The following is a 20185-nucleotide window of genomic DNA, read 5'->3' as shown; positions in this document are numbered from 1 at the left end:
GCACCCTGACGGTGCGGACCCCGGTGAGCGATACGCGAGTGGCGATCAGGCGGGGACGATGTTCTCCGCCTGCGGGCCCTTCTGGCCCTGCGTCACGTCGAAGGAGACCCGCTGGCCCTCCTGGAGCTCACGGAAGCCCTGGGTGGCGATGTTCGAGTAGTGGGCGAAGACGTCCGGACCGCCACCGTCCTGCTCGATGAAGCCGAAGCCCTTCTCCGAGTTGAACCACTTCACGGTTCCCTGCGCCATGATTTTCTCCTTCTGGTAGGCAGAGGCCCCATCCGGAGATGCCGGAAAACAAAATATGCGCCCAGGAGCATTCCAGGGCGCACATAGGTTCATGGGTACCGCAACTGCAACTACTTCACCTTACCACACTCCCGCCGGGATGATCTCGGTACGCTGCCGGGCACGACGAGCGAAGGAGCGACGACATGACCGCAGGACGCCTGCTCAGGACGCGGGACCGGGCGGCGACGCGCTGGCGGAACGGCGGTGGCGTGACCCGGGAGGTCGCCGCGGGCCCCGCCGACGCGGGCCTGGAGGACTTCGCCTGGCGGGTGAGCCTCGCCGACGTGGCGGCCGGCGGTCCCTTCTCCTCCTTCCCCGGGGTGGACCGGATCATCACGGTCGTGGACGGGCCGGGGATGGAGCTGACCGTCGACGGGGTCCCGCACGTCGTCGACACGCCCTACGAGCCCTTCTCCTTCTCCGGTGACGCCGTCACCGACTGCCGGCTGCTGGGCGGCCCGCTCGTCGACCTCAACGTGATGACGCGCCGCGCCGCCGCGACGGCGGACGTGCGCGTGACGCGAGAGGGGTTCTCCGTCGTCCCGGGGGCCGGTGCCGTGACCCTGGTGATCGCCCTGGCGGGCACGGTGGAGGTCGCCGGGTCCGGGCTCGCCCTCGGCCGGCTCGACGCCGTCCTGTTCTCCGGAGCCGACGCGGCCGCCGTCCACGTCGAGGGCGTGGCCGCTGCCGTCACGATCACCCCCGCGCGGAGCTGACGCGCCGCGCGCGGACGCCGAGCGACACGATCACGCCCGCAGGGTCCCGACGCCCGCGCTCCGCTCCTCACTCCCTCCCCAGGGCGCGCGGCAGCCCCGTGCCCGCCGGCCCGCTCCCGCCGCGACCGGCTCCATGACGGTGCCGGCGACGGTGGGCAGACGGCGGCTGACGACGGTCGAGTCCGCCGGCCGCAGGTCCAGGACCGGGCCCGGCGCCACGAGTCGGCGTCCGCCCGTGAGCACCGTCACCGCCCCGATCGGGACGAGGACCGGCCGGAGCGGGTCCCGGGCGACCCGGGTCGGGAGCAGGCTCACTTCAGGGCTCCGGCAGGCAGGGGCTCCTTCACGACCCGGTCCCCACGTCGAGGCGCGGCGGCTCCGGCCACTCCTGCGACAGGCCCAGGCCGACGACGCTGTCCAGGCGTTCCCCGTACGTCCGCCCCGGCTGCTCGCTGGTGAGGAACCAGCACTCGAAGTGGTCGTCGAGGACGCCCTGGGCGGCGGGCAGGTACACGGTGAACAGCGGGTCGTCGGCGATGCCCAGGCCGTGCAGCGCGGCGACCTGCGGCGCGTCGCCCAGGACGAGCCGGGCGCGGGCCCGCCGGCCGACGGCGACGTCGGCCGGACCGTCGAAGTAGACGGAGGACTTCATCAGCATCCCGCGGAACGGGCAGTAGTTGACCGCGCCGACCCGCATCGGCAGCGCCGTCGCCGGCGGGCGGGCGATCTCGACGTACATCCCGAGCCGCCCGTCCACCTCGTACTGGCTGGACACGGCCGCGTCGCCGACCGTGAAGTCGAGGCTGGCCCGGTGCTTCGGCATCCCCCAGATGCCCTTGCCGCCCTTGACGGAGATCTCGCTGCTCACCGGCAGGTCCACGACGTACTGCCCGGTGCGGAAGGCGCCGCGCAGCAGCCCCGGCAGCAGCGGCGGGGCGGGCCGTGGCCCGTGCGTACAGGCGATCGCGATGGAGAACTCGATGTAGCGCCCGATGTCGGTGCGCAGGTAGTTGACGACCGTGACCAGCAGCAGCCCCTTGCCGCCGGGGAGTGCCAGCGGGTGCAGTTCACCGCCGGGCAGGAGACGGGCGGCCGCCTCCCGGTCGACGGGGAAGCCGGCCATCAGGGCGGGTGTGTCCACCGAGTCGACGGGCAGCACGAACGGGATGCCGTCGACCAGCGCGTGCCGGCCGGCGAGCCGGCGCTGCCGGCGCGGTACGGGCGAGGGCACGGCCGAGAGCCCCAGCCGGGCGAGGCGCAGGAACCGGTTCATCGGGCGAGCTCCTCAAGGATCAGCGGGTACGTGTCGGTCGCCGCGCGGCGGCCCAGGAACACGTCGAGGTGCCCGTAGCCGGGCAGCAGGTGCAGGCGGTCGTCGCGGCCGGGCCGGTGCCGGGCCAGGAAGTCGTAGGTGCGCTCCTGGCTCTCGGCCAGGAAGCAGCGGTTGTCCTCGCCGGCCAGGAGCACGATCCGCGCGTCGGTCCGCGGCGCCCGGTCCGCGAAGGCCGGCGGCAGGGATCCGATGCCCTCCGTCGACACCAGCTGCCCGGCCCGGATGCACCGGTTCATCTGCGCGAAGAACGTCATCGGCACGTCGGCGAACTCGCCGCGGATCCAGTCGTGCGTGGCCTCGTCGAGGTTCTCGTGGGACCACAGGGCGGGCCGGCCGCTGCCGTACGTGAAACTGACCATGCGGCACACGGTGTTCCGGCACTCCGGGTGGGTGGCCCGGACGAAGCCCACGAGCAGCCGGGACAGCGGGCCCGCCGGCCGGTCGCCCCAGGCCGGTGAGATGGCCGGCAGGAAACGGCCGATCACCGGCGCCAGGCGGGCGATCTTGAACATCGAGAGCGGGGGCACGACCGGGTGCAGCGACACGGCGTTGCTGACCACCGTCTCCACCTGGGGCAGCAGTCCGGCGGACAGCGCCATCATGAAGGACGTCGAGCCCTGGCAGTGCACCACGGCCCTGAGCCGGTCCGTCCCCGTCGCCTCCAGGACGTGCGCCACCGCCGCCGGATGGTCGTACGCCGCCGCCTGGTCCAGCGTCCACGGCACCGGGTCCAGGTCGATCGACGCCCGCCAGTTCAGCAGCCACACGTCCCATCCGGCGTCGACGAGGGCGTCCACGAAGGTGCGCCGCAGCGGCGGACGGAACAGCTCTGCCCGCACCCCGGCACCGTGCACGACCAGCACCGGGCCCCGGGTGGGCGGGCGCCGCCCCCGGACGTGCACCAGTGTCAGCGGCCGGCCGTCGAGCGCGGTCAGCGGCCGTACCTCGGTGACGTGGTCGCGCAGGGGCGAAGGAGGGGCCGGCGGGGCCGGCTCGGGTGTGGCGGTCATGGCGGTCACGCTTCCCGGGAGATCACGACGGGGTCCTCGACCAGCCGGACGGGCGGCAGGGCGGCAGGCACGGGACGCTTCGCGCCGTTCGCCTCCTCGCGCAGCTCCCAGTCGCGGCAGACGGTGTCGAGGACCAGCGGGTAGAGGGTGAGGTCGCCGCCCGGCGCGATGCGCAGCCGCAGCAGGCCCTTGCGGTCCTCGATGGACTGGCCGGACATCTGCCAGCCGGCGACCTCGCCGCCCGTCGCGGACAGCACCCACAGGGCGAACACCCCCGAGCCGAGCACCGCGCCCAGGACGGCGGCGACGCCCAGACACGCGAACAGCACCAGCCAGCCGTCCCAGCCGGCCGGGAACGGGATCGCGACCGTCACGGCCAGTGCCACCAGCGCCACCGCGACCTGCGCGAGAACGGCGATCGCCGGGCCCGACGGCGGCGTCGCCCGCCGCCCGCGCAGCAGCCGGCCGAGGAAGCCGAGGACCAGCAGCCCCCCGGCCACGCCCAGGCAGACGGCTCCGAAACCCCAGAAGTCACCGAGCCCGGCCCGCCGTACCGCGTCGACCGGCCGCAGCACCCCCTTCGCCAGCGCGAACAGAAAGCTCATCAGGAGGAAGAGCACCGCGTGCACGCCGGCCGTCAGCTTCGCGAAGCCCAGGTTGCGCCACGGCAGCCAGCGTCCCGACCACGGCACCGCGATGCCGCGGGCGAGCCGCCGGGACTCCGCCATGTCCGGATACGTCCCGCTCATGCGCGCGAACTCCACCGGCGGGTCGTCCTTGTCGCGCAGCCGCGCCCCGCGCGGCGGCAGCGGCAGCACCGCCGGCAGCCGGTGGGTGGCCGCCAGGAAGGCGCCGCCCAGCCCGCAGGTCACCATCTGGCGCCGACGCGGGTCGGGCGGCGGGGGCCCGGCGCCCGGCGGGTCGCCGGGCAGGCGCTCGGCGTAACGGGCGTAGTGATGGCGGTCGCCGGTCAGCCAGAGCCGCACCGAGGCGTGGGTCGGCACCCGCTGCCCGGTGCGCGGGTCGACCCGGGTGCGGACGATGTTGCGGTCGAACCAGTGCAGGGCGTTGAAGGCGTCCACGTTCCGGTCGGCGCTCTTCACCCAGGTCGGCTCGGCGGAGCAGACGATCACGCCGTCGCCCTCGCGCAGGTTCGCCGACAGGTGCTCCTCGAAGTAGCGCAGTTGCGGGTCGTCGAAGTACGAGCCCAGCTGGCTGTCCAGGCCGACCAGCCACCAGCGTTCCGGCAGCCGGACGCAGAAGTAGCTGCGGGTCTGCAGGGTTCGCCAGGCGCCGATCGAGCGCGCCTGTGTGAACATGCGCAGGAAGGCGGTCAGGCCGTCGTACCAGTCGTGGTTCCCCGGCAGCGCGACCATCAGCGGCGGGTCGGCCGCCTCGGGGAGAGCGGCCCGGTAGGGGCCCTTCATGCGGTCCTCGTATCCGGCCGCCGAGGCCGCCGGATACACCTCGTCACCTCCGAGCACCAGGAGCGAGCCGCGCACGAGCCGCAGCGGCGCGCCGCCGGGCCCGGGTGCACCGTCCCCGGCCGCGCGGGAGCCGTCCCGCTCCGTGGAGGCGTCGCCGTCGGTCGGGGGAGCGGCGACGGTGAGTTCCTCTGCGGCCAGGGTGAAGGCCACGGTGGCCGTCGCGTCGAAGCCGTCGCCGAGGTCGGCCACGAAGTCGATCCAGATCTCCCGGGCGTCCGGCCGGCCGAGCGGGGCCCGGAGGAGGTCCGCCTCCAGCACCTTCTGGAACTCACGCTTGTCCGAGTAGCCCGCGAACACCGTCGCGAGGACGGCCTTGACCGCGGTCCTGGCCAGCTCCCTGGGAGCCAGCCAGCGCACCTGGTCCTGGGGCGTGAAACCGAGTTCGCCGGCGTGCCCGCGCAGTTCGCGTGTCTTCACCCGGGCTCCCCGGCCGGGGCGACGCGGGAGCCGTACACGTCCCACAACTCACCCAGGAACAGACGCCCGAAGCGGGCGAGCGCCCGCGCCGGATGCGGTCCGGAGGCGCGGAACGAGGTCAGCTGGCGGGCGAAGTCGGCGGGCAGGATGACGATCACGCCCGCGCCGAGGACGCGCGCCCCGGCGTCCTCGTCCTCCGGGACGTGACCGCCGAGCAGCCGGACGTAGAGCGTGGAGGTGTCGCTCCACACGTCGGGGTCCGGGTCGTCCCGGACCTCCTTGTGACCGACGAGCGTGAGCGGGTTGCCGCCCGGGTCGCGCAGGTGCAGCCGGTACATCATCCGGCGCCGGGAGGGGTCCCCGTCCCGGGTGAAGAGGTTGAACCAGCCCGCCTCGACGGGCAGTCGGCCGCCGAGCGCGTCGCACTCGACGTACCCGGACGCGCCCGCCCGGTGGCGCGGGTCCGCCACGAACCGGTCGACGTCGTCCGCCGTGATCGTGAGCCGGAACATCAGCCGCCGGCCGTCCGCGCGGCCGAGCGCCCGCCCCTCCTCGGGGTCGGTGACGCCGAGCGCGACGTATCCCTTCATCTCCTCGGTGAAGGAGAGGGACGTGGGCCGCCCGCCGTCCGGGCCGGTGGCGGCGTGGTGCGCCGGCGGGGCGGCGGGCGCAGCCTCGGGCCGGCGCGCCGGCGACGCGGCCGGTGCGGTGGCGGGCCGCTCCAGGATGCGGGTGCAGGCCCGGTCGGCGAAGGCGGCGATGGTCAGCGACGGGTTCGCGCCCACCGGCCCGGGCAGGGCGGAGCCGTCCAGCACGTACAGGCCCGGGTGTCCGAACACCTCGCCGTAGGCGTCGCAGACCCCTTCGGCCGGATGCCGGCCCATCGGCGCGCCCCCGAGCGGGTGCACGGTGATCACCCGGCGGGTCCACCACAGCGGGTTGTCGTGGAACTCGCCGCCGAGCGCCCCGGCCAGGTCGCCCATGGTGCGGCGCACGCGCTCGAAGTAGCCGCGCGAGGTGAGGGTGGTCCAGTCGACGTCGAGGTAGCCGCGGCGCAGGCTCATCCGGCCGTCGGGCACGTCCCGGCCCATGCCGAGCAGCGGCAGCGCGCTGTCCGAGAAGACGGCCGGGCCGAGGAGCAGGGCGAGCCCGGCACTGATGTTGCTCTGCGGGCTGAGGCCGAGACGGGCGCGCAGCCGGTGCAGGGCGAAGCGGACGGTGCGGGGGAGGCTCTTCGGCACCTGGGACACCTCGGCGAGCCAGTCCACGAAGGCCGGGTAGCCGGCGTCCTCGACGTAGTACCCCCGGCCCGTCGAGCCGTCCCCGTCGAGTGCGTCGCCGACGCGGATCGCGCTGGTGATGACCGGTCCGGTGCTGCTCGCGAGCCTGCGCGGCCCGCGCCCCGCGGAGCCGCCGGTCGCGTCGAGGATCAGGCCGAGCAGGTCGCCGTTGCCGCTGAAGCGGTTGCCGAGGGCCGGACCGATGCCGGGCAGCGCGGCACGGTTGCGCAGCAGCAGGAACGTCGAGCCGAACGCGCCGGCCGCCAGGACCAGGCGGCGGCAGCGGATCCGGTGCAGCGGCAGCCGGCCCGTGGGGGTGCGGTGCCCCTCGCGGGCGGGGTCGTGGACCACGTAGCGGACCTCGTAGCCGCCGCCGGGGCGGGGCGCGAAGCCGCGCACCTCGCAGCGGGTGCGGAGGTCGGCGCCGTGGTGGCGCGCGGCCGACAGATAGGTGTGGTCGAGGGTGTTCTTGGCGCCGGTGTTGCAGCCGAGGTCGCACTCGCCGGTGAGCCGGCAGGTCCCGCGCGGCAGGCCGTGCAGGTTTCCGTAGTCCGGCTCGGGCAGCGGGGCGCCGGGGACGGGGGCGCCACCCTCGCCGTCGGCGGCGAAGGAGACGGCGAGCGGGGGCCGGGACACCTCCAGGCCCAGCCGCCCGGCGGCCTCGTGCAGGGCCACCGTCTTCGGGGTGTCCCGGTACGGGTACGGCGTGGCGCCGAGCATCCGTTCGACCTCGGCGTAGTGCGGGTCGAGGTCCTGACGGGAGATCGGCCAGTTCTCGTAACCCCCGCCCGGCAGGGGCGACTCGTGGACGAACCACTTCTCGTCCTTGCGCAGGAGCACGTTGGCGTAGATGAGGGAGCCCCCGCCGAGACCGCTGGAGACGACTCCCTCGAGTCCGCGGAAGGACCAGATGTCGAACAGGCCGTGCAGGCCCTCGCTGGGGTCCCAGAAATTGCGGGCCATGGCCGCGGGCGTCCTGGGGAAGCCGCCCGGCGGGTAGGGCTTGCCGCGCTCCAGGACGACGACGGAGCGGCCGCCGGCGGCGAGCCGGTAGGCGGCGACGGAGCCGCCGAAGCCCGAACCGACCACGACGACGTCGACCTCTTCGTCGGATTCCGGTGTGCGGTGGCGCCGTTCGTGCGTCATCGGCGATCCCCTTACGGGCGACGATCGGGCATTCTGCCCCGAAAGGGACGCTAAGGTCTGCCGGGTCGCGGCACCAAGCGAACGGCGCGTCCGGGGGAAGGGCGTGGGGGGGCGGCACGGGAGCGGGAACCCCTCGGGCCCGCTCGTCGGGCGTCCGTCCGGGGGAGGGCGCGCCGTTGAACTATCTTGGGCGGCAGGAGACGAGAGGGAGGCACCCCGTGCCATCTGGGCAGCAGGCGCGCGCACAGGCGGCCGCGATCACGCCGGGCAGGCGCTCGTCGGAGCCGGAGGCGGCCACGCCCGCCGAGCGGGTCCGGGCACTCTTCGGCGGACACCGGCTGTCCCCCGCGCAGCGACGCATCGCCCAGTTCCTGATCGACCACCTCACCGAGGCCGCGTTCCTGTCGATCACCGAGCTCGCGGAGCGCGTGGGCGTCAGCCAGCCGTCCGTGACGCGGTTCGCCACGTCGCTGGGATTCACCGGCTACCCCGCGCTCCGGGAGGCCCTGCAGCCGATCGCGCTCAGCGCGGTGGCCGGTGCGCCGGACGAGGGGGACAAGGAGGGCGAGGGGCGGCTCCGCAACGAGCTCCAGTCGGCGGTCGACGCCGAGATCGAGAACCTGACGGCGCTGCGGCGCGTGTTCGCCGACCCCGACCGGATCCTCGACATCGGCCGCGAGCTGGCCCGGTCCGTGCCGCTGACCGTCGTCGGCCTGCGGATCTCGGTGTCCCTGGCGGAGTACTTCGCCTATGCGGCGCGCCGGATCCATCCGGACGTGCGGGTGGTGACCCGCGGCGGCAGCGTGGCCTACGACGGGCTGCTCCAGGCCCGGGAGGCCGGCGGTACGTGGGTGGTGGCCTTCGCGATGCCCCGGCACGCCAAGGAGACCCTCGCCGTGGTCAGGGCGGCGCGCGGCGCCGGACTGCGCGTCGCGCTGATCACCGACCTGGCGCTCGGACCGCTCGTGGACGAGGCCGACGTGGTGTTCACGGCCGGTACGGGCTCACGGCTCGTCTTCGACTCGTACGCGGCGCCGGGGGTGCTCTCCGCGGCCATCCTGCAGGCCATGGCCGACGCGGACCCGGAGCGGACGCAGCTGCGGCTGGAGAAGTACGAGCAGGCGGCGGAGCAGCACGCCTTCTTCCTGGACGACTGAACCGGTCGCCGGCCGGGCCCGGGGCGCCGGACCGTGGCCGGCCGAACCGTCACCGCGAAGAGCCCGGGAAGACGGGTGCGGCTTCCCGTACCGGCGAGTAGCATGAAAATTTTCATTCTCTTGCTTTCTCGACAGTAAGTATATTTACTGAAGAGGCCCCCACGGGCCCGAACAGAACATCGAAGGTCGCCCCCTCCTCCTCGGACGGCCCTCGTGTTTGAACGGCAGGACCGCACCCCACGCGGTCGCACTGACGGCGGCTCCGGTCAACCCCTGGACCGGAGCCGCCGTCATGCGCGGGGGCCCGCCGGGGCGAGACCGTCCTCCAGGAGAACGGCAGGGGTGCCCGTGCCATCCGCCGGGACGGTCCAGACGTCGTCGGAGTTCGCGCGGGTGTCGGCGGGCAGCGCGTAGGCGAGCGTACGGTCGTCGAGCCAGACCGCCTGATCGTCCACGCTGCGCCGCTCGGCGAGCGGGGTGGACTTCAAGGTCCGCAGGTCCAGGACGTGTTCGCGCCACAGGGCGGACTTCCCGAGCACGCGCTTCTTGTAGGCGACGCGCGTCCCGTCCGGCGACAGGGACGGACACTCGACGTTCCGGGTCAGGGCCGTGACGGAGCGGGCCGCGAGCGAGCCGCGGACGAGATACGTCTCCTCGCCCGTGCTCAGCGTCGCGTAGAACGTGTCGTCGTCCTTCGCGAAGGTCACACCCCAGAAGTTCACGTCCTCGCTGCGGTACGGCCGTCCGTCCAGGACGATCGCGAACTCCTCCAGGTTCGGCGAGAGCCGCCAGCCCCTGGTGTCCAGGATCGCGGTCCGGGTCGAGAAGAACGCCGAGCCGTACGACTCGCCCTTCACGAACACCGTCCAGGCGGCCAGCCGGCCGCTCGGGGAGACCCGCGCCCGGCTCGGGATGCCCGCCAGCGCGTACGACTTCCTGACGCGCAGCTCCCGGTCGAGGATCTGTGCGCGGTACGCCGGGCGTCCCAGGACGGTGGTGGACTGCAGGCAGACGCCCGTGCCGGCCGCGGAGTGGAAGCGCAGACAGCTCGTGTCGGAAGCGGTCCGGACGGCGCCCGCCGCGGTGGCCGCAGGGACCGACACCAGACGGTCGCGGTGCGTGCCCGCCGCCGTGTTGCGGAAGACCAGCCGGTCCGGCTCGTCCAGCCGCACCCGGCCGTTCGCGAAGGCGGGACCGCCCGGCCGCGGCCTGTCGTCCTCGGCGGCCCGGTCGGCCGCCGACAGGACCGACCAGGCGCCCACGCCCCCGAGGAGCACGAGCCCCGCGGCGAGTATCAGCAGGCGGCGCAGCGGGGTCAGGGTCATCGCGGATCTCCCGTGGGACGCAGGGCCGCACCGGCGACGGCCGCACAGCAGGCGAGGCCGGCGGCCGCCGCGGCCAGCGCGGGGCCGTCGCCCCACGCGGCCCACGCGGCGCCGAAGGCCAGGGAACAGCAGAAGCGGGCGAGCGCCTGGCCGGTGCCGACCAGGGCGATACCGCTCGCCCGCAGTCGTTCGGGCACCACGGCGGCCACCGCCGCGGGCAGCACGCCGTCGGTGGCGGCGTAGAAGACGCCGTGCAGCACGAGGACCAGATACGGCAGGGCCGGGACGGCCGGCGCCCACAGCAGCAGGGCGTACGCCAGCAGCAGTCCGGCGTGCCCGGCCAGGAACACCGCCCGGCGCCCCACCCGGTCCGCGAGCCGCCCGACCGGCAGCGCGAGCAGCAGGAACACGGCGGCCGTGCCCAGGGGCAGGAGCGGGAAGAGCTGCTCGTCGATCCCCGTGCGGCGCTGCACCAGCAGGTACAGGAACGCGTCGCTCACCGTCGTCAGGCCGAGCAGGACCGCGCACACGAACAGCGCCCGCAGCCGCCGAGTCCGCAACAGCCCGAACGCCGCCCGCAGATCGACCCGCGGCGGCCCGCCGCCGGCCTCCCCGGGCGCCTGCTCCCCGGCCCCGGGTGCCTGCTCCCTCGCCCCGGGCGTCCGGCCCGCGGCCTCGGGGGCCGCCTTCCTCCCGCCCGGCACGAACAGCAGCAGCACCAGGACCCCGAGCGCCGCCACGCACCCGCTGACCGCGAACACCGCGTCGTAACCCCCGGCCGCCACGCCCAGGATGAGGAACGCGAGCATCGGGCCGAGCAGCGCCCCGGTGGTGTCCATCGCCCGGTGCACCCCGAAGGCCCGGCCCTGGCGCTCCGGCGGCGCCGACAGCGAGATCAGCGCGTCGCGCGGGGCGGTGCGCAGGCCCTTGCCCGTACGGTCCAGGGCCAGCGCCGTCCCGAGGGCGCCCACGTCGTGCACGAGCAGCAGCGGTCTGCACAGGGCCGACAGGCCGTAGCCGATGCCGGCGACCAGCTTGTGGTTGCGCACCCGGTCCGCGAGATGCCCGCCGGTGAGCTGCACCAGGGCGCTCACCCCGTTCTGCAGCCCGTCGAGCATCCCGAACCCCAGCGGACTGAGCCCGAGGCCCATCACCAGGTACAGCGGCAGCACCGCGGTGACCATCTCGCTGGAGACGTCGGTGATCAGACTGACCGTGCCGAGCGCGAGGACGGTCGGGGAGACCGCCCGGACCGTGCCGCGGACGCGGTCCGGCGCGGAACGGGGCGCCCCCTGGGGCGCGGAGCGGTCGGCCAGGTACACGGTCCAGGACTCCAGGCTCGTCGAGCGGGTGAACGCGCGCCCACTGTAACCGCTGGACCCCCGCCGGAAGGTCTGGATCGGTGCGGCTTCGCGACCGCTTGCCACCAATTCCGCGAAAGGCCTCATCATCACCGTGTTGTGCGCCTATCTTCCCGATGTACGCTGCGAGTTGAGCACGACGTTCGCGTTGTGCGCAGGGGGTGTTCGTGGGGGGTTCCACCGGCAGGAGGCCGAAGCGCAGACGCTTCGACGCCGACTGTCCGTCTCATCGTGTTCGTCCTGCCCGGGTTCGTGACGCCCGGGACCGATCGCGCGCCGGCCTGCCCGAGAACCGGGCGGTCACCGGATAGCGCGCACCCGCGCAGGGCGGCGTCCCGGGGGGTGCCGCGGTTCCGTCCTGTGCCCCGTCGCGCTGCCCGCAACCCGGCGTCGCACGACACCCCGTCGCAGTCCCGCACCACCGTCGCCGGCCCCACCGCCGGCCGATCAGCCAGCCGATCCGGACCAGCCGCTCTGGTCCGGGACCGACCCGAGGGGGGTGGGTGTGTCCGATCGTCCTGCCAACACACCCGACATTCCACGCAGTTCACGGATGACCGAGCTCGCGGCGGCGGACCGACCGCTGCACGACCTCGCCACCCGCCTGCTCGCGGTGGCCGAGCGGGGACTCCCGAAGATGCTCCTGCCGGAGGGGACCGGCTTCGTCTTCACCCGTGCCGGACACCCCGCCGCCGACGGCGGGTGGACCCTGGAGCAGCGCGGCACCAGCAACCGCTACGCGGCGATCACCGCCCTCGGCGCGCGCTTCCTGCCCGCCGACCGGCAGCGCGCGGTCCTCGGCGGCCGCACCGCCGAGGAGTTCACCGGCCTGCTCGTCGAGCGGCTGCCCGGAGTGGGCAACCTCGGGGACGCCGCGCTCATCGCCTGGGCCGCCGCCGAGACCGGCCACCCCAAACTCTCGGACGCGCTCGACCGCGTCGCGGCCCTCGACGTACCGGGCCGCCCCCAGTACACCGTCGAGGCCGCCTGGGTGCTCTCCGCGCTGGCCGCCGCCCGCGGCATCCTCGACGTGGAGCAGCGCCTCGCCGCCGCCCGCGACCGGCTGCTGCGCGCCCGGATCGGCGGCAGCCCGCTCTTCCCGCACGCCACCGGACCCGGCCTCAACGCCTGGTACCGCGACCACATCGGCTGCTTCGCCGACCAGACCTATCCGCTGCAGGCCCTCGCCCGCGCCCACGCCTCCGGCGACGACCCGCAGGCCCTCGCCGCCGCCGACGCCTGCGCCACCCGCATCTGCGCCCTCCAGGGCGACGGCGGGCAGTGGTGGTGGCACTACGACGCCCGGCGCGGCACCGTCGTCGAGGGCTACCCCGTCTACAGCGTGCACCAGCACGCCATGGCCCCCACCGCCCTCCTCGACCTCGCCGAGGCCGGCGGCACCGACTTCGGCGAGCCGGTCCGCCGCGGCCTGCGCTGGATGACCGAGGTACCCGAACTCGCGGGCACCGGAGCCTCGGAGCCGATGATCCTCGACGACCTCGGCGTCACCTGGCGCAAGGTGTACCGCGGCGACCCGAGGAAGGCGGTACGCGCCGCCCGCGGCCTGTCCACCCGGGTGGTGCCCGGACTGCGGCTCGGCGCGCTCGACTCCTTCTTCCGTCCCACGGCGGTGGACCGCGAATGCCGGCCGTACGAGTTCGGCTGGATGCTCTTCGCATGGCTCGGGTCGATCCGCGAGGGCAGGCCCCTCGGGGCCGGCGAGGCGGGCGCGGCCGGACCGGAGGCCACCGGCACCGAGGCGGCCGGCAGATGACCACACGTCAGACCCTTTTCGGCGTCACCCTCGACGCGCTCACCATGGACCGGACCGTCGAGCGCTGCCTCGCCGCCGTCCGGGCCGGCGAACGCCTGGAGATCGGCGTCGTCAACGCCGCCAAGCTCGTCAACATGCGCCGCGACCCGGCGCTCGCCCGGGCGGTCTCCGGCTGCGACCTGGTGCTCGCCGACGGCCAGGCCGTCGTCTGGGCGAGCCGGCTGCTGCGCCGCCCGCTGCCCGAACGGGTCGCCGGCATCGACCTGTTCATGCGGCTGCTCGGCGAGGCGGAGGCGGCCGGACACTCCGTCTACCTCCTCGGCGCCAAGCAGGACGTCCTGGAGCAGATGCTCCGCCGGATCGCCGTCCGTTTCCCCGGACTGCGCGTCGCCGGCAGCCGCAACGGCTACTTCGACGACGCCGAGCAGCCCGCGATCGCCGACGCGATCGCCGCCAGCGGCGCGGACATGCTGTTCCTCGGCATGACCTCGCCCAAGAAGGAGATCTTCACCGCCGGTTACGGCGAACGCAGCAAGGTGGCGCTCGTCCACGGCGTCGGCGGCTCCTTCGACATCCTCGCCGGTGTCACCCGGCGCGCCCCCGAACGCTGGCAGCGGCTCGGCCTCGAATGGCTCTACCGCGCCCTGCAGGAACCGCGCCGCCTGGGAAAGCGCTACCTCACCACCAACGTCTCCTTCGCCCTCATGACGGGACGGGAGTTGTTCCGCCGCACGCCGGCACCGTCGATCAGCACCGCAAGCAGGGGGGAATCGTGATGCGCGTCGTCGTCGTGGGACAGGGATACGTCGGACTGCCGCTCGCCGTCCGGGCCGCCGAGACCGGCCACGAGGTCATCGGCTACGACGTGGACGCCGAGCGCGTGAAGAGCCTCGCGTCCGGGGAGTCGTACGTCGAGGACGTCTCCTCCGAGCGGCTGCGCGCCGCCCTCGAGGCCGGGACCTACCGTGCGAGCGACTCCGTACGGGACATCGGCGGCTTCGACGTCGCCGTCGTCACCGTGCCGACCCCGCTGCACGAGGGCACCCCGGACCTGCGCTACATCGAGGAGTCGGCCCGCACCCTGGCCCGCTACCTGCGCCCCGGGGCGACCGTGATCCTGGAGTCGACCACCTACCCGGGCACCACCCAGGAGCTGTTCGGCCCCCTGCTGGAAGAGGGCTCCGGGCTCGTCGCCGGATCCGACTTCCACCTCGGCTACAGCCCCGAGCGCATCGACCCCGGCAACCCGGTCTGGGGATTCGAGCAGACTCCCAAGGTCGTGTCCGGAGTCGACGCCGGCTCGCTCAAGGCCGTGCAGGACTTCTACGACGGGCTGGTCGACACCACCGTTCCGGTCGGCTCACCCAAGGAGGCCGAGCTCGCGAAGCTCCTGGAGAACACCTTCCGGCACGTCAACATCGCCCTGGTCAACGAGATCGCCATGTTCGCCCGCCACCTCGACATCGACGTGTGGCAGGCGATCGACGCCGCCTCCAGCAAGCCCTTCGGCTTCATGCGCTTCACCCCCGGCCCGGGTGTCGGCGGCCACTGCCTGCCCATCGACCCCTCCTACCTCTCCTGGCGGGTGCAGCGGGAACTCGGGCAGAGCTTCCGCTTCGTCGAGCTCGCCAACGACATCAACAACCACATGCCCGACTACGTGATCCAGCGCCTGGTCAGCGCCTTCAACACGCGCAAGCGGGCCGTCAACGGCTCCCGGATCCTGCTGCTCGGCCTCGCCTACAAGAAGAACACCGGCGACGCCCGCGAGTCGCCCGCCGTCAGGATCTCCCAACTCCTGCTGGAGATGGGCGCCGACGTCCGCGCCGCCGACCCGCACGTCGTCGAGGGACATCAGGTCGACCGGCGGCTGGCCCGCGTGGAGCTGACCGAGGAGGAGCTCGCCGCCGCCGACGCGGTGGTGCTCATCACCGACCACGACGCCTTCGACTACGGCCTCGTCGAGGCCCACGCCGACTACGTACTCGACTGCCGGCGCCGGCTGAGCGGTCCCAGGATCGAGGTGCTCTGAACCGCATGACCGTCACCACCGTCCGCAGGATCCTCTGCGTCGCAGGCGCACGCCCCAACTACATGAAGATCAAACCGGTGATGGACGCCCTGGAGGCCCAGGGCGCCGAGGTGGTCCTCGTCCACACCGGACAGCACTACGACCCGGCCATGAACGACGTCTTCTTCCAGGACCTCGGCCTGCGCCCGCCCGACCACTTCCTCGGCGTGGGCTCGGGCAGCCACGCCGTCCAGACCGGGCGGGTGATGGCGGCCTTCGAGCCGCTCGTCGAGCAACTCGCCCCGGACGTCGTCGTCGTGGTCGGCGACGTCAACTCCACCCTGGCCTGCGCCCTGGTCGCGGCCAAGGGAGGCCCGCTGCTCGCGCACGTCGAGGCGGGCCTGCGCAGCCGCGACTGGTCCATGCCCGAGGAGGTCAACCGGGTCGCGACCGACCGGATCAGCGACTACCTGCTCGCCCCGTCCCCCGACGCCGCGGACAACCTGCGCGCCGAGGGCTACCGCGACGACCAGATCCACGTCGTCGGCAACGTCATGATCGACACCCTCTTCGCCAACCTGGAGCGGGCCAAGGAGTCGCGCACCCTGACCGAAACCGGTCTGGAGACGGGGGAGTACGGTCTCGTCACCCTGCACCGGCCGGCCAACGTCGACGACCCCGCCATCCTCGCCGGTCTCCTCAAGGCGCTCGGCGAGGTCGCCACGCACTGCCCGCTCGTGCTGCCCGTGCACCCGAGGGCCGCCGACAGGCTGCACGCGCTCGGCGTTCCCGGCGGCATCCGGCTCGTGCCGCCCGCCGGCTACCTCGACTTCATCGCCCTGCAGGCCGGCGCCCGGATCGTGCTCACCGACTCCGGCGGCGTCCAGGAGGAGACCACGGCCCTCGGCGTGCCGTGCGTGACGCTGCGGGACAACACCGAGCGCCCGATCACCGTCGAGCAGGGCACCAACGTCCTGGCCGGCCGGGACCCGGCCCGGATCGTCCCCACCGCCCTCCGGCTCCTGGCCGACCCGCCACCGCCCCGCCGCCCCGAACTGTGGGACGGGCACGCGGGCGAGCGCATCGCCCGGGTGCTGCTGGACGGGGGAACGGCGGCCGAACGCGCCCGACCCACCGACCACCCCCGCCCCACGGACCACCACTGACAACCGGCGGACACCGCTGACGGCACGTAGCACCGCAGAACGTCGAACGTGGTGATCGCGAAGGGCTCACGCCCGCTCGCGATCCCACCTATCCTCATCTGCGGCAAGGCAGTTGAGCAGCCGCCGATCAGGGGCGCGCAAGGGGGAACGCCATGGACCTCGCAGAGATCTTCCGGGTCATGTGCCGGCGGTGGTACGTCCTCGTGCCCGGACTGCTGCTCACCGCCGGGCTGACGGTGGGCGCGTGGCTGCTCGTACCGGTCTCGTACGAGTCGCAGAGCACCGTCGCCATGCTCAACTCCCGCAAGGGCGCGGAGGCGGACGGCAATCCGTTCCTGAGCATGGAGCCGTCGCTGACCGGGATGGCCGACAGCCTCGCCCGCAACGTCAACTCCGACGTGTCGGCGGCCGAGCTGAAGTCCCAGGGCCTCACCGGGAAGTACGAGGCGAAGATCGCGGACAACGCGCAGGGGCCGCTGCTCTGGCTGACCGTGACCGGCGAGGACCCGGACGCGGTCCTGCGGGGGAACAAGACGCTCATGGCGTTCACCGCCCAGCGGCTCAAGGACCTGCAGGCCGACCAGAAGGTGTCCCCGGACTCCATGATCCGGATCACCACGATCGTCCCGCCGCAGGACCCCGAGGCCAAGCTCAAGTCCAAGGTCCAGTACCTCGTCATGGCCGCGGGCCTCGGGATCGTGCTCAGCCTCGTGGCGACCTTCTTCGCGGAGGCCCGCCGCCGCGGCCGCTCCCCGAGGAAGCACCGTCAGGATCCGGACACCGAGCAGACCGGGCTCGCCGCGGAGCCCGACCGCACGCCCGGCCCCCGGCCCGCGCCGACGGCGGCCGGCCCCGCGCGGCAGGCCGACCTGGCCGGTCACCTCACGGACGGGCTGCTGACCGGCACGGACGCCCCGGACACCCACGACAGCCACGACACCCACGCCCCGCACGCCGAGGCCGAGCGCGACCGGCCCGGCGGCGAGCGGGAACAGCAGCCCGACCAGCCCACCGTCCAGCTGCCCGTGCTGCCCGCCGCCGAGCGCCGCCCCGCCAAGCGGCCGCCGTCATGGGTGAAGTGACCAGGAGACCCTCGATGGAGTCCGCACCCGCCCAGGGCGAGGCGTCCCTGGGGACCAAGGTCCGTTCGGCGACCCGCTGGAGCCTCGTCAACACCATGGTGATGCGGCTCGGCAACTTCGCCACCGGCATCGTCCTGGTCCGCTATGTGCTCGACCCTGCCGCCTGGGGCGTCTACGGCGTCGCCCAGACGGTCCTCATGGTCCTGCTCGCCGCCAACGAACTGGGCGTCACCCTCGCCGTCGTGCGCTGGGACGGCGACGTGCGGCGGTTCGCGCCGACCGTGCTCACCCTCGGCGCGCTCTCCAGCGGCCTGCTCTACCTGCTGCTCTTCGTCTCGGCGCCGGCCGTGGCCGCCCTGCTGGGCTCCGACGAGGCCACCGCCGTGCTGCGCGTGATGTGCCTGTGCCTGGTGCTCGACGGACTGTCCCAGGTCCCCGCGGGGGTGCTCACCCGGGAGTTCCGCCAGGGCCGCCGGATGGTCGTCGACGGCCTCAACTTCGTCGTCAGCACCTCCGTGACCCTGATCCTCGCCCTGCGCGGCTGGGGCGCCATGAGCTTCGCCTGCGGCGCCGTCGCGGGCAACGTGGTGGCGCTCGCCGGCTGCGCCGTGGCCGCACCCGGCATGCTGAGGTTCGGCTGGGACAAGGAGCAGGCCCGGGCCCTGCTGCGCTTCGGCCTGCCGCTCGCCGGCGCCAGCCTTCTGTCGCTCGCCGTGGTCAACGCCGACGCCATGATCGTCGGCGCGGTCCTCGGGAACATCGCCCTCGGCTTCTACATGCTCGCCTTCAACATGGCCGGCTGGCCCGTCCGCGTCATCTCCGAGACCGCCCGCCGGGTCTCCTTCGCGGGCTTCTCCCGCCTCGCCGACGACCCGAAGGCCCTCTCCGCGGGCTTCGCCCGGGCCCTCGGCGTCCTCATGGCCGCCACCGTCCCGGCCTGCGTCCTGCTGGGCGCGCTCGCCGGACCCCTCGTCGAGCTCGTCTACGGCGCCAGGTGGCGGCCCGCCGCCGCAGCGCTGCCCTGGCTGATGGCGCTCGGCCTCGCCAGGATCGCCGCCGAGCTCACGTACGACTGCCTGGTGGCGATCGGCCGGCGCCGCTCGCTGCTGCTCATCCAGGGGCTCTGGCTGGTCACCCTGGTCCCCGTGCTGATCCTCGCGGCCCGGGCCGGAGGCATCGACACGGTCGCCGTCGGCCATGTCGTGGTCGCCGGCATGATCGTCCTGCCCGCCTTCCTCGTCGCCCTGCGGCGCGGCGGCATCGCGGCCCGCGCCCTCGCCCGGGTCTGCGTCCGGCCGGTGCTCGGCGGGACCGTGATGGGCGTCGTGCTGGTCCTGCTGCGGCAGCGTCTCGGCGAGGGGGTCGTGGCCCTGTGCGCCACGAGTGTCATCGGGCTCGCGTGTTACGGGCTGTGCGTGCTGCCCGGCCGCACACTGGTGCGCGGCGCACTCGCCCGGCGCGGCCGGACCCGGGGGGACGAGCGGCCCGTGGCGGACGCCGAGCGCGCCGCCGCCCCCGTACCGGCGCAGAAGCAGCCGGCCGCGCCGGCCCGTGAGCGATGAGGTGAGTCCCCTGGCCCGATCCGGCCGTCGCAAGGTCCTCGGTGCGGCGTTGCTCGCCGCCGTCCTGCTGTTCTCCGTGCTCACCTTCACCGGGCTCGGCCAGAACGCGCTGTGCCTGGGCGGCGCCGCCCTGTGCGAGTCGCGCGCCATCACCGCGCCCGGGGTGACCGGCCCGCCCGGTACGCCGCCCGGCACCGCGGACGGCAAGCCGCGCGCACCGAAGGGCTGCGCGAGCCCCAAGGCCTGCGGCTACCCCGACGCGAGCACCACCGGGCCGCGGCTCGCGACCCTGACCCCGCAGAGCACCGGAAACGCGTCGATCCGCACCGACGGCACGGTCATCCGGGGCTGGGACATCACCGGCTCCCTCGACATCTACGCCAACGACGTCACCGTCGTCGACAGCCGCATCACCTCCACCAACTGGTGGGGGATCAACCTGCGCCCCGGCTACTCCGGCCTGCGCATCCTGCACACCACCATCACCGCCGTCCCGGGCAAGGGACCCGACAACGGCGGCTCGGACTACGCGGTGTCCAACATGAGCACCAGCTCCGTCGAGGTCGGCTTCTGTGACGTCTCCGTCTTCGGCGACGCCCTGTCCATGGGCCAGGGCAACCTGCACGACAACTACGTGCACGACGTCACGCCGTTCAAGAACCTCGGCGGCGAGTGGCAGCACACCAACGCCGTCATCAGCAACGGCGGCGGCAAGGGCAAACTGATCATCCGCCACAACACCCTGCTCAACCCGACCCCGGTCGAGAAGGGCGCCTCCGCCGCCATCGGCCTCTTCGCCGACAGCGCACCCGTCACCAACACCGTCGTCGACGACAACTGGCTGGCCGGCGGCTCCTACGCGCTCTACGCGGGCGGCAAGGACTCCACCGGCATCGAGGTCACCGACAACGTCTTCTCGCCCCGGTACTACCCCGCGGGGGGCCGATACGGCGCCGTCGCCTACTGGAATCCCACCGGCAGGGGGAACGTGTGGCGCGGCAACCGGATGGCGGACGGGACACCCGTCGTCCCGACCCCCTCATGATCCGACGGGGTCGGCAGATCAG

At 73.6% G+C, this 20185-nt stretch carries 17 protein-coding genes; 9 read left to right on the top strand and 8 right to left on the bottom strand.

Going from position 1 to position 20185, the window contains the following annotated elements; all coding sequences use genetic code 11:
* Positions 1 to 45: 45 nt before the first annotated feature.
* On the bottom strand, positions 46 to 249 hold the full coding sequence (locus ACGF1Z_RS14975) for a cold-shock protein (RefSeq protein WP_007502648.1): 204 nt from the start codon (positions 247 to 249) through the stop codon (positions 46 to 48).
* A 185-nt stretch (positions 250 to 434) separates the two neighbouring features.
* Here ACGF1Z_RS14975 and ACGF1Z_RS14970 point away from each other — a divergent pair, with 185 nt between their 5' ends.
* Positions 435 to 1007, top strand: a complete 573-nt coding sequence (locus ACGF1Z_RS14970) for a HutD family protein (RefSeq protein WP_393003799.1) — start codon at positions 435 to 437, stop codon at positions 1005 to 1007.
* A 30-nt stretch (positions 1008 to 1037) separates the two neighbouring features.
* Here the strand turns inward: ACGF1Z_RS14970 and ACGF1Z_RS14965 are convergent, their stop codons facing one another.
* The 5 genes from ACGF1Z_RS14965 to ACGF1Z_RS14945 are packed head-to-tail and all read right to left on the bottom strand — an operon-like array spanning position 1038 to position 7680.
* The gene (locus tag ACGF1Z_RS14965) at positions 1038 to 1322 is read right to left on the bottom strand and encodes a hypothetical protein (protein ID WP_393003797.1); all 285 of its coding nucleotides are present in this window, start codon (positions 1320 to 1322) and stop codon (positions 1038 to 1040) included.
* 28 nt (positions 1323 to 1350) lie between these two features.
* Positions 1351 to 2280, bottom strand: a complete 930-nt coding sequence (locus ACGF1Z_RS14960) for an acetoacetate decarboxylase family protein (RefSeq protein WP_393003795.1) — start codon at positions 2278 to 2280, stop codon at positions 1351 to 1353.
* Positions 2277 to 3350 (bottom strand): alpha/beta fold hydrolase, encoded by a 1074-nt coding sequence (locus tag ACGF1Z_RS14955; protein ID WP_393003793.1) that lies wholly within the window; start codon positions 3348 to 3350, stop codon positions 2277 to 2279. Before ACGF1Z_RS14955 ends, ACGF1Z_RS14960 begins: the two co-directional genes overlap by 4 nt.
* A gap of 5 nt (positions 3351 to 3355) precedes the next feature.
* The gene (locus tag ACGF1Z_RS14950; RefSeq protein WP_393003791.1) at positions 3356 to 5254 is read right to left on the bottom strand and encodes a hypothetical protein; all 1899 of its coding nucleotides are present in this window, start codon (positions 5252 to 5254) and stop codon (positions 3356 to 3358) included.
* Positions 5251 to 7680 carry a GMC family oxidoreductase gene (locus ACGF1Z_RS14945; protein ID WP_393003789.1) on the bottom strand — a complete coding sequence of 810 codons (2430 nt, stop codon included), beginning with the start codon at positions 7678 to 7680 and terminating at the stop codon, positions 5251 to 5253. Before ACGF1Z_RS14945 ends, ACGF1Z_RS14950 begins: the two co-directional genes overlap by 4 nt.
* A 218-nt stretch (positions 7681 to 7898) precedes the next feature.
* Between ACGF1Z_RS14945 and ACGF1Z_RS14940 the strand changes: the two genes are divergently transcribed.
* Complete coding sequence (locus ACGF1Z_RS14940) at positions 7899 to 8837, top strand: MurR/RpiR family transcriptional regulator (protein ID WP_393003787.1); 939 nt, start codon at positions 7899 to 7901, stop codon at positions 8835 to 8837.
* 290 nt (positions 8838 to 9127) lie between these two features.
* Here ACGF1Z_RS14940 and ACGF1Z_RS14935 read toward each other — a convergent pair whose 3' ends face one another.
* Both ACGF1Z_RS14935 and ACGF1Z_RS14930 read right to left on the bottom strand, forming a co-directional pair.
* Positions 9128 to 10156, bottom strand: a complete 1029-nt coding sequence (locus tag ACGF1Z_RS14935; RefSeq protein WP_393004193.1) for a TolB family protein — start codon at positions 10154 to 10156, stop codon at positions 9128 to 9130.
* A 2-nt stretch (positions 10157 to 10158) separates the two neighbouring features.
* Positions 10159 to 11484, bottom strand: coding sequence for an MFS transporter (locus ACGF1Z_RS14930; protein ID WP_393004191.1), 1326 nt, complete (start codon positions 11482 to 11484; stop codon positions 10159 to 10161).
* 592 nt (positions 11485 to 12076) lie between these two features.
* On the opposite strand from ACGF1Z_RS14930, the gene ACGF1Z_RS14925 reads away from it, so the two are divergent.
* The 7 genes from ACGF1Z_RS14925 (at position 12077) to ACGF1Z_RS14895 (ending at position 20163) form a co-directional block, all read left to right on the top strand.
* Positions 12077 to 13297, top strand: a complete 1221-nt coding sequence (locus tag ACGF1Z_RS14925; RefSeq protein WP_393003785.1) for a hypothetical protein — start codon at positions 12077 to 12079, stop codon at positions 13295 to 13297.
* A complete protein-coding gene (locus ACGF1Z_RS14920) occupies positions 13294 to 14073 on the top strand; it encodes a WecB/TagA/CpsF family glycosyltransferase (protein ID WP_393003783.1) in 780 nt (259 codons plus the stop codon). Before ACGF1Z_RS14925 ends, ACGF1Z_RS14920 begins: the two co-directional genes overlap by 4 nt.
* Positions 14073 to 15329, top strand: a complete 1257-nt coding sequence (locus ACGF1Z_RS14915; protein WP_393003781.1) for a nucleotide sugar dehydrogenase — start codon at positions 14073 to 14075, stop codon at positions 15327 to 15329. The genes ACGF1Z_RS14920 and ACGF1Z_RS14915 overlap by 1 nt, the downstream gene beginning before the upstream one ends.
* 5 nt (positions 15330 to 15334) lie before the next feature.
* The gene (wecB, locus tag ACGF1Z_RS14910; protein WP_393003779.1) at positions 15335 to 16474 is read left to right on the top strand and encodes a non-hydrolyzing UDP-N-acetylglucosamine 2-epimerase; all 1140 of its coding nucleotides are present in this window, start codon (positions 15335 to 15337) and stop codon (positions 16472 to 16474) included.
* A 152-nt stretch (positions 16475 to 16626) separates the two neighbouring features.
* Positions 16627 to 17556 carry a chain length determinant protein gene (locus ACGF1Z_RS14905; protein WP_393003777.1) on the top strand — a complete coding sequence of 310 codons (930 nt, stop codon included), beginning with the start codon at positions 16627 to 16629 and terminating at the stop codon, positions 17554 to 17556.
* Positions 17557 to 17570: 14 nt separating this feature from the next.
* Positions 17571 to 19118: an oligosaccharide flippase family protein gene (locus ACGF1Z_RS14900; RefSeq protein ID WP_393003775.1), complete on the top strand. Its 1548-nt coding sequence runs from the start codon at positions 17571 to 17573 to the stop codon at positions 19116 to 19118.
* 1 nt (position 19119) lies between these two features.
* The gene (locus tag ACGF1Z_RS14895; protein ID WP_393003773.1) at positions 19120 to 20163 is read left to right on the top strand and encodes a hypothetical protein; all 1044 of its coding nucleotides are present in this window, start codon (positions 19120 to 19122) and stop codon (positions 20161 to 20163) included.
* The last annotated feature ends 22 nt before the right edge of the window (positions 20164 to 20185 follow it).

This window comes from Streptomyces sp. NPDC048018 (assembly GCF_043202995.1).
Lineage (GTDB): Bacteria > Actinomycetota > Actinomycetes > Streptomycetales > Streptomycetaceae > Streptomyces.
Note: the sequence above shows the minus strand (reverse complement) of the source record. Positions and strands in the feature narration are given on the sequence as shown.

Bases quoted from the DNA above. Each gene is read 5' to 3' on its own strand.
- ACGF1Z_RS14905 (WP_393003777.1), top strand. From the start codon at position 16,627: ATGGACCTCGCAGAGATCTTCCGGGTCATGTGCCGGCGGTGGTACGTC.
- ACGF1Z_RS14975 (WP_007502648.1), bottom strand. From the start codon at position 249: ATGGCGCAGGGAACCGTGAAGTGGTTCAACTCGGAGAAGGGCTTCGGC.
- wecB (WP_393003779.1), top strand. From the start codon at position 15,335: ATGACCGTCACCACCGTCCGCAGGATCCTCTGCGTCGCAGGCGCACGC.
- ACGF1Z_RS14960 (WP_393003795.1), bottom strand. From the start codon at position 2,280: ATGAACCGGTTCCTGCGCCTCGCCCGGCTGGGGCTCTCGGCCGTGCCC.
- ACGF1Z_RS14920 (WP_393003783.1), top strand. From the start codon at position 13,294: ATGACCACACGTCAGACCCTTTTCGGCGTCACCCTCGACGCGCTCACC.
- ACGF1Z_RS14955 (WP_393003793.1), bottom strand. From the start codon at position 3,350: ATGACCGCCACACCCGAGCCGGCCCCGCCGGCCCCTCCTTCGCCCCTG.
- ACGF1Z_RS14925 (WP_393003785.1), top strand. From the start codon at position 12,077: ATGACCGAGCTCGCGGCGGCGGACCGACCGCTGCACGACCTCGCCACC.
- ACGF1Z_RS14915 (WP_393003781.1), top strand. From the start codon at position 14,073: ATGCGCGTCGTCGTCGTGGGACAGGGATACGTCGGACTGCCGCTCGCC.
- ACGF1Z_RS14945 (WP_393003789.1), bottom strand. From the start codon at position 7,680: ATGACGCACGAACGGCGCCACCGCACACCGGAATCCGACGAAGAGGTC.
- ACGF1Z_RS14900 (WP_393003775.1), top strand. From the start codon at position 17,571: ATGGAGTCCGCACCCGCCCAGGGCGAGGCGTCCCTGGGGACCAAGGTC.
- ACGF1Z_RS14970 (WP_393003799.1), top strand. From the start codon at position 435: ATGACCGCAGGACGCCTGCTCAGGACGCGGGACCGGGCGGCGACGCGC.